General features: G+C 60.3%; 14 protein-coding genes and 2 pseudogenes. 9 read left to right on the forward strand and 7 right to left on the reverse strand.

Annotated features, from left to right (window positions below):
• Positions 1-80 precede the first annotated feature (80 nt).
• Both GGD61_RS31255 and GGD61_RS31260 read right to left on the reverse strand, forming a co-directional pair.
• A complete protein-coding gene (locus GGD61_RS31255; RefSeq protein ID WP_183231800.1) occupies positions 81-2198 on the reverse strand; it encodes a ParB/RepB/Spo0J family partition protein in 2118 nt (705 codons plus the stop codon).
• A gap of 103 nt (positions 2199-2301) precedes the next feature.
• Complete coding sequence (locus GGD61_RS31260) at positions 2302-3264, reverse strand: ArdC family protein (protein WP_183231801.1); 963 nt, start codon at positions 3262-3264, stop codon at positions 2302-2304.
• Positions 3265-4626: 1362 nt separating this feature from the next.
• On the opposite strand from GGD61_RS31260, the gene GGD61_RS31265 reads away from it, so the two are divergent.
• A complete protein-coding gene (locus tag GGD61_RS31265; RefSeq protein WP_183231802.1) occupies positions 4627-4890 on the forward strand; it encodes a hypothetical protein in 264 nt (87 codons plus the stop codon).
• 42 nt (positions 4891-4932) lie between these two features.
• On the opposite strand, the gene GGD61_RS31270 is transcribed toward GGD61_RS31265, so the two are convergent.
• Entirely contained in the window at positions 4933-5121 is a 189-nt protein-coding gene (locus tag GGD61_RS31270; protein ID WP_183231803.1) for a DUF3606 domain-containing protein, read from the reverse strand.
• Positions 5122-5365: 244 nt separating this feature from the next.
• Between GGD61_RS31270 and ligD the strand changes: the two genes are divergently transcribed.
• The 4 genes from ligD (at position 5366) to GGD61_RS31290 (ending at position 7287) form a co-directional block, all read left to right on the forward strand.
• Entirely contained in the window at positions 5366-6313 is a 948-nt protein-coding gene (ligD, locus tag GGD61_RS31275) for a non-homologous end-joining DNA ligase (protein WP_183231804.1), read from the forward strand.
• A 333-nt stretch (positions 6314-6646) separates the two neighbouring features.
• On the forward strand, positions 6647-6811 hold the full coding sequence (locus GGD61_RS31280) for a hypothetical protein (protein ID WP_183231805.1): 165 nt from the start codon (positions 6647-6649) through the stop codon (positions 6809-6811).
• A gap of 67 nt (positions 6812-6878) precedes the next feature.
• A complete protein-coding gene (locus GGD61_RS31285; RefSeq protein WP_183231806.1) occupies positions 6879-7067 on the forward strand; it encodes a hypothetical protein in 189 nt (62 codons plus the stop codon).
• Positions 7054-7287 carry a hypothetical protein gene (locus GGD61_RS31290; RefSeq protein WP_183231807.1) on the forward strand — a complete coding sequence of 78 codons (234 nt, stop codon included), beginning with the start codon at positions 7054-7056 and terminating at the stop codon, positions 7285-7287. The genes GGD61_RS31285 and GGD61_RS31290 overlap by 14 nt, the downstream gene beginning before the upstream one ends.
• A gap of 188 nt (positions 7288-7475) precedes the next feature.
• Here GGD61_RS31290 and GGD61_RS31295 read toward each other — a convergent pair whose 3' ends face one another.
• The 3 genes and pseudogenes from GGD61_RS31295 to GGD61_RS31305 form a co-directional block, all read right to left on the reverse strand.
• Positions 7476-7940 (reverse strand): metallophosphoesterase family protein, encoded by a 465-nt coding sequence (locus GGD61_RS31295; RefSeq protein WP_183231808.1) that lies wholly within the window; start codon positions 7938-7940, stop codon positions 7476-7478.
• Positions 7937-8440, reverse strand: coding sequence for an NUDIX domain-containing protein (locus tag GGD61_RS31300; protein ID WP_183231809.1), 504 nt, complete (start codon positions 8438-8440; stop codon positions 7937-7939). The genes GGD61_RS31295 and GGD61_RS31300 overlap by 4 nt, the downstream gene beginning before the upstream one ends.
• Positions 8441-8723: 283 nt before the next feature.
• A pseudogene (locus GGD61_RS31305) lies at positions 8724-9655 on the reverse strand (Ku protein).
• Positions 9656-9803: 148 nt separating this feature from the next.
• Between GGD61_RS31305 and GGD61_RS31310 the strand changes: the two are divergent.
• The 4 genes and pseudogenes from GGD61_RS31310 to GGD61_RS31325 all read left to right on the forward strand — a co-directional run.
• Complete coding sequence (locus GGD61_RS31310; RefSeq protein ID WP_183231810.1) at positions 9804-10199, forward strand: hypothetical protein; 396 nt, start codon at positions 9804-9806, stop codon at positions 10197-10199.
• 45 nt (positions 10200-10244) lie between these two features.
• A complete protein-coding gene (locus tag GGD61_RS31315) occupies positions 10245-10694 on the forward strand; it encodes a hypothetical protein (RefSeq protein ID WP_183231811.1) in 450 nt (149 codons plus the stop codon).
• A 3-nt stretch (positions 10695-10697) separates the two neighbouring features.
• On the forward strand, positions 10698-11423 hold the full coding sequence (locus tag GGD61_RS31320; RefSeq protein WP_183231812.1) for an SOS response-associated peptidase: 726 nt from the start codon (positions 10698-10700) through the stop codon (positions 11421-11423).
• A pseudogene (locus GGD61_RS31325) lies at positions 11420-11613 on the forward strand (DNA polymerase IV); the annotation flags it as partial. The gene GGD61_RS31320 and the pseudogene GGD61_RS31325, both read left to right, overlap by 4 nt.
• Here the strand turns inward: GGD61_RS31325 and GGD61_RS31330 are convergent.
• Entirely contained in the window at positions 11614-14979 is a 3366-nt protein-coding gene (locus GGD61_RS31330) for a DUF499 domain-containing protein (protein WP_183231813.1), read from the reverse strand.
• Positions 14980-14983: the final 4 nt, after the last annotated feature.

The raw sequence follows: 14983 nt of genomic DNA on the forward strand, positions 1-14983 counted from the left end.
GCCCATAAGAATGGGGACCGGCGCTGTGCACCGGTCCCCGAATAATCGCAGGACAGCCTCAGCCGTCCCGCCGCATGATGTCACTCAGCCGCATCGAGTTGTCGCGGATCATCATCGCTGACGTTTTCCGCATCCTCCTCGTCGGCGAGGAATTCGGGCAGCGGGCCCGCTTCACCCTCCTGCTCCACTGGCGCCGCATTGAGATCGGCGAGACGCAGCGGCTCCGGCAACCAGCCCGAGCCATCGAGAAGACGCTCGGCCTCCTTGGCCATGTCGGCCTTCTTCAGATGGTCGATCAGTTGGACCGACGGCTCGCCCTTGGCTTCCCGCACCGCCTCCAGAATACGCGGCTTGGTGACCCGGCCGAGATAGTTGTCGACGGTCGGTCGCCAGCCAGCCTGCACCATGTCAAGCCCGACCGCGCGCGCCAGCACGTCAGCTTGGTCTAGACGCGTGCGGACACCCTGAGCGGAGACACGGCCTTGGTTGTAGCGGTTGGCCGGCTCATAGACGGCATTGGCCGCAAATGATGCACAGTGGGCGAACAGCGATGCCTGTGCACCACCATCGAGAGCCGTCAGCGCATCCCAGAGATCGTTCTCGCTCTTCGGCAACCGCGCCTTCCAAGCCTTATGCCGCGCCTCGACTGCTTTGGCCGAGACGCTTTCCCTCAGCCCCGGAGCTTGGGCGGGAAAGTTCGGTGTGCGAAGGCCGATCTCAAGACAGCTCCCCGACGACGCAAACCGGTAAAAGGCCGTCAGCACGAAGTTATGCAGCACTGCCTGGAACGCGACCGCTGGATTTTCTGCCAGCGCATCGCGTAGTGCCAGCGTGCGGTGCGCTGTGAGCTCGATGATCAGCCGATCCGGCAAAGGCCGGGCCGCGTCGCCATCATCTTCTTCAGCATCGGGAGCACTTCCCGCGACCGCGATCACCGTGCGTTGGACGGAAGAGCCCTCTCCTTGACCTTCGGTCGACGACGCATCGACGCCCCGCCCGACATCAGCATCAGTTGCCGGCACCTCATCCTCTGGCCGGACGTAACCTCGGTCAACCGAGAGGCGTCCTTCGGAATCGATGCTGATGAAGACACCGGCTCGGGCGATCTCCGTCGGCTCGTAAAGCATCGGTCGGTCTTCGAACGCCGCCAACGCCGACTCGATTTCGCCGAGACGCTGATCGACCTCGTCCGGCAACTCGTCGGCATCCTGGTAATCCGATTCAAGCTTGGCCTGCTCAGCGTTCAGCGCATCGATGGTGGCCTGCTCCTCGGGCGAGAGATCGACAGGTTTGCCCTCGATTTCTCGTAGGCCTTGAGTGTGACCGTAGGAGAACTCTACGGCGATTGAGATCCACTTCCAGCCTTCGGCGGCAATGGTCTCAGCTTCGGCCTTGAGCTTTTCGGTTACTAGGCGGTCGAGCAGCACGACGTCCTGAAGCCAGCCGCCGTCGTCGTGCTCGAACAGGTCCCGCAGAACGCCGCCACCCGCGTGCTGATAGGCATCGAGGCCCACAAACTGGGCCCGCCGATCGGACCCGCGCACGGTATTCTCGGTCAGCATGCGGCGGATCTGGTATGGCTCGTCATATCCGGAACGGCTGACATTCTCCCAGACTTGCTCCTGGCGGGCGTGATCGGCCGTGACCGAGAACGCCATGAGCTGCTCGAGCGTCATGCCGTCTTCGGCATAGACGTCATGTAGCTTCGGCGACACCGACGCCAGCCGCAGCCGCTGCTTCACGATCGCAGGGTTCACGAAGTGCCGGGCGGCAATGTCTTCCTCGCTCATGCCGAGATCGCGGAGTGTCTGGAAGGCCAGAAACTGATCAAGCGGATGCAGGCCGACCCGCTCATCGTTCTCCGCCACCGAATCGTCAGCGGCAATGCCCCCTTCGCGAACGACACACGGCACCGCTTGCGTCTTCGACATGCGCTTCTGTTTCACCAGGAGCTCGAGGGCACGATATCGCCTGCCGCCCGCCGGCACCTCGAACATGCCGGTCTCGTTGCCATCTGCATCAAGGACGGCCCGGACGCTCAGACTTTGCAGAAGCGTCCGCTGCGCGATGCTCTCGGCTAGCTGCTCGATCGAGACACCGGCCTTGACGCGGCGAACGTTCGACTGGCTGAGCACGAGCTTGCTAAAGGGAATGTCCCGGGAAGGCGACAGCGTGATCTTTTGTACGGCTTTCGTCATTTTGGCTCTCCACGACGGGCGGCCGTGAGACTCTCTCTCGGCTTCCAACCCGTCGCGAACAGCCTCCCCTCCTCTCACTCTCGCGCGGCCACGAGGCCGAGCATCACGCCGCCCCGTGATCGGCGACAACCGAATCCACGGACGCGGGCTCAACGGACCCGGGAGCGAAGTCGAGCAAATAGTCCGCGGCCTTGCTCGCCTGCGAGGCAGCACGCAAGATGGCCCGATTGTCTTCGCGCAAGACTTCGAGCCAGGAGCCGATATAGTCGGCATGGCGCACGGTCGGCACGATCCCGAGTGACGCGCAGCTGAACGCTGAACTCAACTCGGCGACGAGTTCTTCGAAGGCATATTTCCTCGTACCGTAGGATCCGCTCTGGTCGCGATTGAGGCGCGAGGGATGCCCGGTCGCGTGACCGAGTTCATGCAACGCCGTGCGGTGCCAGTTGATCGGTTCGAAATAGGCCTGCGGCGGCGGGACCTGAACATAGTCGTCGGCTGTTGCATAGAATGCGCGATCTCCACCAATCCGAAATGGAATTTTGCTGGCCTTGATCAGAGCGTCGACGGTGGGTTCGATGAGGCCAGGCGGCGGTGGCGGCGCAGCGCTGGCAATGCCGTCGGGCAGCTCCTCGCACTGATCGGTGTTGAAAACGGTAAATCGTTTGAGGTATGGAATCGCCTGCGCGTCTTCGCCGTTCTCGGCGGCGCGTCGCTTTTCGTCATTCGGCACGAAACGATCAGCGTAGACGACTGTGGTGCCGCGCTCTCCCTTGCGAACGTGGCCACCGAGCGAGAGGGCCTGACGAAAGGTGAGCCAACTTTGACCCGTAAATCCGCGTTCGATCGCGGCTCCCCAGAGGATGAGGATGTTCACCCCACTGTATTGCCGGTTGGTCGACGCGTTTTTCGGTATCGCCAGCGGCGCTTTCGCCGCGGCAGTACCCCAGGGCTGAACCCAGGGGACGCGTCCGGCCTCAAGCTCGGCAATGATCCTGTCGGTGATTTCGCTGTAGAGGTTCGCCCGGTCCTGGCCGGCGCGCGCACACGCAGTAGGGTTTGACATCGCGGGTCTCCGCGACGGGCACCGCGAGCCTCTCTCGCAGCTTGTAACCCGTCACGGAAAAACCAGCCTGCACTCTTACTCTCAGCCTCTTGTGCAATCTGCTTTAGGGCCGCAGGCCCGATCAGGCGTGCGCCGGGCGCATCGCCTCAACGGAAAATGGCACCCGGAGAGCGTGAGCATAGAGACCCGAAGGGGCACGCGGGTCCGAGTGCAGCGACGAGACCGGTTCAATAGCGGCACCCGGGAACGGGGCAGTGATAGCGATCGCCGCAGGCGAGCCCCTTTCCCGAGTGCCCCCGGCGAGGAGCACCAAAACTCTAGCGCGAGAGATCGAAGCCGCAAGGCCGAGACGCTGCGCGGCTCGGTTCACGAGAGCCCGGTGCGGCTCTTGCCGCACGCGCCAAAACCTGAGCGAACGGGATGCAGGCAATGTTACGAAAACCGCCCGGCATTTTCACAGGAGTCTCGCAATCCTGTGGGCGGAGCGAAAGCGAAGACCACTCGCGGGACGCAGCAAAGAGGCACCCGCAGGAGGGTCAAGCATAGCGCCGACGCGTAGCGGCGGGACCCGGGACCGAGTGCAGTCGCGAGACCGGTTAAGAAGGCACCCGACCCGAAGGGCAGTGATAGCGACGCCGGCATGCAATGACGGCGGGCCCGAGGGCGAGTGCCTCCGGCGAGCGACTCAATACGAATGCACGTCGGCTTGGTATCAATTTTGCTTTTGTGATATCGTCTCACGCGTGCGCATGTCTATGCACGGCGTGGGCATGTTCAATGAGAGCCAATTCTTACAGAGGACGACATGGCCAAGAAAGCGAAGAAGGCAAAGAAGACCGCGAAGGCAGCTACCAAGAAGGTGGCAAAGAAGACTTCAAAGAAAAAGAAGTAGTCGTATCAGCACCTGATCGATTGCCGCCTCCGGTCGCAACTCGGATGAAAAGCGAGACCTCCCAAAGGATGTGAAACGTCCTTTGCAGCCGTTCGGTATCGCGGCACGCTAAGATAAGGCCGGACCTTTGTGCAGGTGGCTGCTGCATAAAGGTCCGGTTTTTTTCTGCCCCCGCGGAGGGCGTGACCTGCTCGTGCGCGAGGGATAACAGCCGCAGGGCCGAGACGCTGCGCGGCTCGGTTCACGAGAGCCCGGTGCGGCGACAGCCGCACGCGCAAAACGGATAAGACGTCAGAAGTATCGGCAAACGGATTCTTCGGTTCGTTCTCGCCCACCCTAGCACCTGACTGGCTGGAAACTCGGCCTTTGAAGGACCACGAGATCCCACGATCCGGAATCCCAGTCCTGTGTTAGCGATGGGGAACGTCTGCGCGACTAAACGATTCGTGCCAGCGTGGGAGAACCTTTCAATGCTGATGACCAAGCAGAGACGGCCAGCGATCCGCACCCTGCGCGGTTGGGCGATCAACGTGCTGAACGAAGCCGGCGCCATCCGCGAGTGCGAGGAGCACGGTTGGATGCAGGACCGCACCGATCCGCATGCCCGAGAGCGGGCCTTTGATATCGCCCGTCGAGACCTGCCGGAAGGAGTCTCCCCTCAAGCAGCGGAGGCCGCGCTTCGCGACGTGCTGGACTCGATCGGTGACACCTGCCCTGAATGCCCCTCTGGCTAGAAGGACGGCCGCTACCCTTGGACGCTAGCCCGCCTCTCCTATTCAGCGGCTCAGCCGCTTCTCCACACGCTTGCGCGCGTTGCCGACCTTTTTGACGGCCTTTTTCACCGCAGGTGCCGACTTTCCTGTCTTCTTTGCCTCGTACTGCACTTCGTAGTCCTGCCCGCCAGCCACCCGCGCCCGGTCCTGTTTTCGTCCGCGCGCCGTCTTGCTCTTCTTCGCTACCGCCATCGGTGCCTCCTGTTGTGACATCGAAGCAACGCGACAGGGATTCGCAGGTTCCGGAACGATTCGAACTGTGCCAATTTGAATCGGCTGTAGCGTGGAGTTCTTCAGTGGCGTTTCGCGCGTAAAGGCTGGCAGGTATCGGCGTCAAGGCGCTTCTCCCCGGCTTCATCGAACCGGTCCCTGGCCACCTCGAGCAATAAGGTGCCGTCCCTGCATTACGCAACACCACTGAAGGATTGGCCATTGAATGAGCCGGACGTCGACCCTGCCCAAGCGCTTACAGCCAATGCTCGCTACGCTCACCGACGCGCCGTTCGACGACTCCGACTGGGTTTTCGAGGATAAATACGATGGCTTCCGGATGATCGCGGAAATTCGCCGGGGCAAGGTTTTGCTCTATAGCCGCAACGGCAAGATCATCAGCCGCAGCTATATCGAAGTCGCCAAAGCGCTGGAGGGCGTGAAGGGCGACGCCGTGATCGACGGCGAGCTCGTCGCGATCGGAAAGGACGGCGTCTCGCATTTCCAACTGCTTCAGAACGCGCTGCGCCATGAAGCGAAACTTCTGTACTGCGCCTTCGATCTCATGTTTCAGAACGCAGAGGACCTGCGCAAACAGCCTCTGCTCGAGCGCAAGGAGCGGCTGAAAGCGATCCTGCCGCGTCACCGGCTGATCGCCTTCAGCCGTCACCGCAAAGCGAACGGCACGAAATTTTTCGCTGAAGCCGAGCGGAAGGGCCTGGAAGGCGTCATGGCGAAGCGCGCCGACAGCACGTATGCCTCCGGAAGCCGAACGGCGGATTGGCTGAAGATCAAGACAGCAAAGCGGCAGGAAGTGGTGATCGCGGGCTTCACCGCGCCGAGGCGCACCAGGCCGTTCTTCGGCGCCCTGGTCCTCGCCGTGCGGAAAGACGAAGCATGGCTCTACATCGGACATGTCGGCACCGGATTCAGCCACAAGGTCCTGGAAGACCTCCATGCCAAGCTCGTGAAGCTGACGATCCCTAAATCACCGTTCCCTGCCAAAGTGAAGGACGAGGCCGCCACGACCTGGGTCAGGCCTTCGTTGGTTGCCGAGGTCAAATTCGCGGAGTGGACTAGTAAGGGCGAATTGCGCCAGCCCGTCTACCTTGGCCTCAGGTCCGACAAGCGGGCGAAGGATGTCGTGCGCGAACGAGAACGTTCGCGCAAATAGCGATTCCTTCGTGCCTAACCGGCGAGAGGAACGAATTGAGTCGGCGTAGCGCGAGGCGCCGCGAATCCGCCATGAATCGGTCGGACATAGAAGTCCGCATCAGAGCATAGTCAGACCCACAGCCCGGTGGCGACGATTGCTCGCACCTCGGATCGTAATACGGGGAGAATAGGGACTAGCGATCCCAACAATGGCTACCGGCACGCGGCCGGCTCTAGAATGATCTTCCTGGTGCGCACGCTGTGCACCACGCGCAATGGGCCTCGATTGCACAGGGATGATCCCAACACGTAACTCGCCTTGGCGAAAGCCTGGGCACGTGGGGATTGTCCTATGAAGACCATCGGCTGGGCTGCAATTATTTACACCGTTCACGATGCCTACTCCTTCGGAGCGCTCGTCCTTTTGGTCGCGGGCGAGCTTGCTGCTGCCTACGTGTCAGGCAAGCGGCTGAAGCCGGATGTTCGCAAGAAATTAAGTTCTCGGCGTTTAAGTTGAAGTTAACCATCTACCCCTATGGTGAGGGTGCCAAATTCCCGTTTCACCTGCAGTTTCAGAGGTATCGATGAGCGAATCACCAAGGAATGTCCAAAAAATTGACGTCCAAACATTGGACGTCATTCGCAAGGCGATGGCCACTGGCCTTCACCGCATGGTCGTGCGCACTCGTAAGGTCAAGCTGAATTGGTGGAGCGGCCATGTCGCCGCCGAGGAAACCGTCACCACTGTGGAGCCGACCGATGTTCGGCACTGAGCTCCCGGGATGGCGTAGCCGTAACCGATTCACCCAAGACACGTTGCGGATGGCGCTGGGCGTCAAATCGCGCCAGACCATCATCAACTGGGAGAAGTCGACCGAGCCGCTGCCTCGCCTCGTCGAGCTGGCGTTGATGACGCTGGAGCGGTTTCCTGAGGAGCGGAAAGTGACAACGTTGGCGACGGTTCACCGCCCCCCTATCCCGGCGTCGTTTTAGCCTTTCTTGTTCGCGGCCACCTTGGCTTCGGTAGCGAGCACAATGAAGCCACCGCGTTGGCGCAGTGCGTTTGTCACCACATCAGTATCGCCCGCGTCTCGAATCTCTTGCTTCCGGTCCTCGTGTGGAGGAACGGCTATGTATGCTTCGCGCACATTGCCGCCGAACTCCCTTCCGCGACGGTGCGTTCAATCGCCTCCAAGGTCGTGGATCTCCGATCGCATCCCCTCATGCGTGATTTCGAGCGTCGCAACCGTGATTGGCAGCTTGAAGCGTCGCCGCCCCGCGCTGCCGGGATTCAGGTAGAGAACGCCGCCGACCGTGTCGATCTTCGGCACGTGGGAATGCCCTGACACGATGACGTCGATGCCGGCGCTGATGTCGGCCTTCAGCGTCTTCAAGTCGTGCAGAACGTAGATCGACTTTCCCGCCAGGCGCACAAGGTTCGTGTCGGGGTAGTTGCGAGCCCACTCGCCACTGTCCACGTTTCCACGAATGGCCGTGACGGGCGCGATTCGACGAAGCGCGTTGACGATCTCGGGGCGCCCGATGTCGCCGGCATGGATGATGTGATCGACGCCCGTCAGGCCTCGTTCCGCTTGGGGCCTCAACAGGCCGTGCGTGTCCGAAATGATTCCGATCCTGAACATCATTTGACGGCGTTCCCAATCGCGATTGCCAAAAGACGATCGAGGAACTCTACCTGAGCGGACAGCATCTTGGTCCGCGCGAGCTCGATATCAAACCATTCCGCGCGGTCGACTTCGGGAAAGCTCTGCCGTCGACCGCTTCGGGGCGGCCATTCGATATCGAAGGTATTGCTGGTTAGCGCTGCCGGATCAAAGTGGCCCTCGCCGGCGAATGCGATGACGCGCTTCCCTCCTCGCTGCCGGACTTCCCCCAGCGCCTGGAGTGAACCAATTGACGCGCTCGGGCCGAGCTCTTCGGCAAACTCGCGCCGCGCGACGTGCTCCGGAGCATCATTGGCATCGATTTCGCCCTTTGGAATGGACCAGGCGCCATAATCCTTCTTGCGCCAGAACGGACCGCCGGGATGAACCAGCAGTACCTCGAGCCCACGAGCGCCCTTGCGGTATGCGAGAATGCCCGCGCTCAAGGCCGATCTGCTGGAAGTTTTCTTCACCGCAGCCATATCGCTCCTACTTTGCAGAGCAATCGAGAGCCGGCCAGCCGTCGTCCCGCTATACCGGACCGCGCTCGCCGAGCGCCTGCTTAGCCTCGTCCACGGCCCAATGCACCTACTTCGGCCTCGCGGTCGGCCGCCTTCCTGGCGCGCACCGACCCGCCGGGCCGCCATTGGACGGCCGACGAGATGATCTCGCGTGACCTCGTCGAGATGGGATTTGCCATTCGCCAGAGCCTGCCGCGGACGACGAAGGAGTGGACGTCCGGCGTCGCCGGATGCTTCACGACACCTAAGCCGACTTCCGCTGCGGCTTGGCCGCCGGCTTCTTCGCCGCGGTCTCTTTCGCCGGCTTCTTGCCTGCGATCGGCATCAGCATTTCCTTCTGCCCGGCCGCCGCCTTGCGCGGCTTTTTTCCTGATTTCTTGGGTGCCTCTGTCGCGGCCGCGCCCTCTCTTCCGATGCTCTTGCGCAGCGCGTCCATCAGATCCACCACGTTCTCGCCGCGGGGACGCGCTTTCGCGGTGATTGGTTTGCCGGCGCGCTTCTGATTGATGAGATCGATGAGGGCAGTTTCGTACTGGTCTTCGAACTTGTCCGGCTCGAAGTGACCCGCCTTTTGATTGACGATGTGCTTGGCGAGGTCGAGCATGTCCTTGGTGACTTTGACATCCTGGATATCGTCGAAATACTCATCAGCTGAACGGACTTCGTAGGGGTAGCGCAGCAATGTGCCCATCAACCCCTTGTCGAGCGGCTCGAGCGCGATGATGTGCTCGCGATTGGTCAGCACCACACGACCAATTGCGACCTTGTTCATCTCGCGGATGGTTTCGCGGATGACTGCGAAGGCGTCGTGCCCAACCTTGCCATCCGGGCACAGATAGTAGGGGCGGATCAGATACCGTGGGTCGATCTCACTCCGGTCGACGAACTCGTCGATCTCGATGGTTCGCGTGGATTCCAGCGCGACGTTCTCAAGCTCCTCCTTGGTCACCTCGATGAAGGTATCGGTATCGACCTTGTAGCCCTTGACGATGTCCTCGCTGTCGACCTCCTCGCCGGTGTCGGCATCGACCTTGGCGTACTTGATCCGGTGGCCGGTCTTTCGGTTCAGCTGGTTGAACGAGACCTTTCGGATTCCGAGGTGGCCGGATAGAGCGCGACCGGACAGGTGACGAGGGAAAGACGCAGAAACCCTTTCCAGTTAGCGCGGGGGGCCATGCCGGGGGAACTCCGATACTGATACCGGATTCAAGACGAACGACCGGGCTTGGTTCCGACATCGCGCCCCCGTCTCCCCAGAGGGAATTTTTCTCAGCGCCGGCTTGGTCGGACTCGACATTTGTTCTTGTTATGTTCTAATTCGGGCATGACCGACCGACCCGCGAGCTGGCGCATGCCGACCCCGAAGCAGATGGAAAAACTGGCCGCTGAAGCCGACGTTAGACGAGCGCCGTCCGCTGCGGGTCCGGATGCCCCGCTCCCGGCCGAATATTGGGAATCGGTCCTCAAAGACCCTCGAGCCGGCGCGACCGTGGCCCAGGCCCGACAGCGACGCCTTTCGGAAATCAAGGCGCACGTTCTGCGCGTCTCCTGCCGCCGCTGCGAGCGGACCGTGGAAATCCAGACCGCCGATGCCGTCCGCTTGTATGGCACAAACGCAGTCTGGAAGGACGTGGCGAAGCGGTTGCTCGACAACACCTGCCAGCAGCGCACCGGCAGGCATGAAGAAGATGGGTGCTGGCCAGCATTCGAGACGCCGTAGCGCTCTGCATTTGCCGATCCGATCTCTTTGCGCCTGGATATCCGGATGGCCCCGAAGTATCACCCTACGCCCCTGTCGGGCGGCGACCGCAAGGCTCTGGCAAAGGAGCTCGGCAAGGCACGCGCGATGGCCAACATGCTTGCTGCCCAATCGGCGGAGATCCGGGCCAAAGGCGAGGCGATGATCCAGCAAGCCGACAGGCTGCTTTGCGAAAGCTGGAACGAGCGGATGTGGAGTGACGGCGAACCGATCGATCCGTCGCCTACCATCGACCAGGCCGTGAACGGAGGCTTCCCCTGGCTGGAGATCAGATGCGCGCGCTGCAAGACGCCGAGCGACGTGGACCTCGCAGCGATGAAGCACCCGCCGACCACCTTCGTGCACGATCTCGCCAGCCGACTGCGCTGCCGCAAATGCGCCAAGGCGGGCCGGCGTCCATCCGCGACTCTGCTACAGTTGACGTGGCAGCCGCGCCACCCTCGAACCGAATCCTGACCGATGTGCAATCTTTATTCGATTACGACCAACCAAGCCGCGATCAGCGCGCTATTCCGCGTCGTGAACCGATATGTCGGCAATCTGGCGCCGATGCCGGGGGTTTTTCCCGACTACAAGGCACCGATCGTGCGGAACGGAGCCGAGGGCCGCGCACTCGCTACTGCGCGGTGGGGAATGCCATCGTCGTCAAAGGCGCTGATGGACGCCACCAAGAAACGAGCCGAAAAGCTGCAGGCCAAAGGCAAGGCAGTGGATTTCAAGGAATTGCTCAGAATGGAGCCGGACGGCGGCACGACCAACATCCGCAACGTGAAAAGCAAACACTGGTCCCGGTGGCTCGGCGTCGAGAACCGTTGCGTGGTGCCGTTCAACTCGTTTAGTGAGTTCAACAAGGCGGAAGGCGGCGACATCTGGTTCGCGCTCGACGAATCCCGTCCCCTCGCCTGTTTCGCCGGCATCTGGACCAATTGGACGTCGGTCAGGAAGGTCAAGGAAGGCGAAACCACCAACGACATCTTCGCGTTTCTTACGACGGAGCCCAACGCTGAGGTCGCTGCCATCCACCCGAAGGCGATGCCCGTGATCTTGACGACGCCGGACGAGGTTGAGACCTGGATGACCGCCACCGGAGACGAGGCCCTGAAGCTACAGCGGCCGCTTCCGGACGGCAGCCTCCGGATCGTGGCCAGCGGCGTCAAGGAAGACCCAGCCGGGCAAACAACGTGACTGACGAGGACGACGACCAGGCAGAGCCCTCGCCCCGCCAACGCAAGATCTCACGTTGACATGGACGCCTTCTCTGCGTCCGTCGAGCAGCGGGACAATCCGGATCTCCGCGGCAAGCCGGTGGCCGTCGGCGGATCCCGGGAGCGTCATGGCGGCGACTAGCTACGAAGCGCGCAAGTTCGGCGTCAGGTTAACCGAACGCTTCGGTTGCCTTGTTTAAAGCAGCCCCAAGCTTCGCGGCTACCTCCGGAGTTGGCGTTTCATCCTCGGCGAACTCCACCGTCACTTTGAATCGGAGCGTCAGATTGCCCGCCGCGGCCAAGACGTCTCCCATCGCTTCGACCAGCTCTGTCAGCTGGCTGCTATCCAGCACCCCAGATCGAAATCCGGCTTGGCTATAAGTCGAATTTGGAACCGCCTCTTGCATCCCCGGTGAATTTGGCCCGCCAGCGGGCGCAACCTCAGGTAACCCAAGTACGACAGCTGCTGCCTCATGAGACTGACATGGCCATGATGCCGCCCCCGGACGTATACGCAGAAAGCCACTATTTAGCGCACCGGTAATGGCCGCCTCGACTAACTTCCAAGGCATCGATGTCACGCCACGCTGCGCAGCGACTGCCTGCTCGATTGAATGCGCTGTGGCCCTTCCCCCGCTCCATGCATCAGGCAGCGCCTCAGGGGTAAGTGAAGAAACGTCTATTGGCTGCGGGGGAGTGCGAAGGACAGCTGTTTTTGAAACAATGCCCGGCGGTGGTAGTTCGCCCCAAATTGAAGCAGTTCCGCTCGTCAACCAAGCGGAACCTGCCTTAACCGCAATTCCAACAGCCTCAAAAATTTTGCCCTCAGGGCAGCGCGGAATGGCCTTTTGTTCGGTCCAGCCTTCTTCCGGGTGATCAATCGTAAGCACGTAACCATCAAAATAAGAAATAAGATCAGCGATCTTGACTCCATTTTTCCAGTCGAGGCCTTCCAGCTTCGATGGCGCCAGTAGGTTGGAATCCAAACTATCAAGGATTGCCGCGGGGTTCTGCACGGCTTCCAATGCATCGTCGTTGAGCGCCTCCTCGTCGATCTGTGTGCGCCACCAGGTGCGCGCGCTTCCATCGGGCCGTTGAAGCGAAAGTACAAACAGGCCCTGCTCGCAACCGTTTGCCACAGTATCCAGCAAATCTTTACGGCGAAGCATTTTTGGAAGCTTTGGCTGTTCGGCAAAAGCACCCACGATGGTTTTTACTCTCCGCCTATCCTCATCTTCGCGCCACAGATCGAAACCACTTCCCGAACCGGGTAGTAGTGCATCGGGCGCCAAAGCTACGTCAGTAATGCGAGATTTCGAATCTTCCTTGATCGTGGTGAACAGCGGCTTGGCCGGATCTACTGTTACCTTGAAAGCAATGACTGAATCGTCACTGCCTCTTGTAACCACGATGCAATATGCCTGCCTAATAGCGTCGGCGATGTCTTTCTTCGCCCCAGAGATGGCACTGTCCAACATTGAAGATCGAACCGGATCAACTGCCTGGGACGAAAGCTGCGCTTTCACCTCTAGCCAAGCCAGATAATCTTTCACCCTTTCCTGAGCCTGGGCCATTCCCGCACGATCCGGCGCGGCAATCACTATGGCATTCTTGGCAGAACGCGGATTGTGAGGACCAGTTACCTCCTCGCAGAAGCGTACCGCTGATGCAGACGGTTTTCCGGATTCGGACTGTGAATTCGGACCGAGAATAACATACCGAAATTCACCATCGTTCGGCACTTGATCCGGACCAGTCGGCAGCTTGTGAACACGCGCGCCTAGCGTTGACGCTCCGGCATCCAGCCACTTAGCAGTCTTTATTTCATCAAGAAGCATCTCGTCGACAGCAGATTTGCCGACTCGATTCACTCGCGCGTCATCATGCATCTGCTTGAGATTGGGTTGGAAGCCGAGTCTCCAGGTTTTTGGAACGCCCCGAGATCCGTCTGCGCGCTTATCGGCGCTGTCGAGATGCATTTCATCCAAGAACCAAGAACGAGTGGCCCAACTCTGCAGACCTTTCTCTAGCGCAATTTTGTCTGGTTTCGATACGCCCACAAGTGAATAAAGATCTGTGATGCGCGCGTGGTTAGCGCCCTGAGGCTGCGAATGCAGGAAAGTACCGGCTACAGCCTGCTCGACCTCACGCCCCTTGAGCGCCGGTAACTGCTCTTGAGCCTCCCGAGCAAATCGTAATTCTCCCTGCAAAATCGCAACCCAATCTTGCGGGGGGCCGTCTACCTGATCGACCCGTGCTACCCCCGCTAGGTCGCTGAGCGCCGGTGAAAGCTTGTCTTCTCCCGGCTGCGCCAAAAGAATGGACGCCCCCGCGATCGGTGCGGTGTTCCAAGTCTCGGCATCACGCAACGCGACGGCGAAACTACGAAGCACACCTCGAGTGCGCTGGAACAACGGTAGGCCACTTGTCCACTTTGTGTAGAAGATCTCCATCATTGCCGGATCGAATGGAAAACTCGCGAGGTACTGTTTCTCTCTGTCGTCACGTTGTTTTGCTGTTTTGGCAAACTCCGGATCGGTTGCAGACAAAGCCTTTACTACGGCAACAACGTTCGCGCGAAATGCCTCTTGGTCTTTTATTGTGTCTGGGTCAAGGAGACGGCGTCGAAGTATCTCAGCGACGTCATCTTTTCCGACCGGTTGAAACGGCTCATCCTCCTTGCGTCCCATAATGTTCGACATATCGGAAAGAAGCTGACGTCCTAACGGATCATCGCGCTTAGGGTCTGACGCAAGGAGCGAAACGATCATCGAAGCAGTGCTCACCTTTGCTACAGCCTGGGTCAACGACTGGAGAAAATTCAAGAACTGCTCACGAAACTGCTCACCCCGAATTGGATCCTTCGCCATCTCGCCCGCATACATGAGCACTTCATCGAAAAGAATAAGTGTAGCGAGGCCTTCCTTGCCAGGCATCTCAAGTAGCTTTTCCAATGCCAAGTCACGCGGAGGAGTGTCTCGTTCTTCGTCCTTTCCATCGGCGCGTAGGACCCGCAAGCCGTCAGCGCCGGCGATCTGAAAGGCGATAATGCTCCACGGATGCTTCAGGGTGCGCTGCTCACCCGACGGACTCCGCGCAGGCACGCCAAGCTCCGGGTCGAGTTTGTCGAAGCACACGGCCGCCACCCGTGCTTTAGGCAACTCTCCACCCATCGCGCTCACAAACTCCTTCACGGCAGGTAATTCCGGAAGAGCCGCGGACTCTCGAAAGAGATGGGTTAACGTGACTAGCGTATGCGTCTTGCCACCGCCGTAGGTCAACTCCAACTGACGTATCGCCTTATCGCTCTTCCCGCGAAGGCGTTCAGCGGTGGCAGCCGCGATGTCACGTTGTGCGCCCGTGGCGTAGCTGAGCGAGAAGAATTTAGTTGGATCTTCATAGAGCGGACGTTTGCCCGTGCGATTAACAACGTCAAACAGATCCGCCGCAAATTCTTGCAAGGAAAGTTGTCCAGTTCGCACATCTTCGCGGACCTTAACAATTTGGGCCCAGGATTTAACGGTATTCGCCGACATGGTC

The organism is Bradyrhizobium sp. SBR1B, from assembly GCF_014198205.1.
Lineage (GTDB): Bacteria > Pseudomonadota > Alphaproteobacteria > Rhizobiales > Xanthobacteraceae > Bradyrhizobium.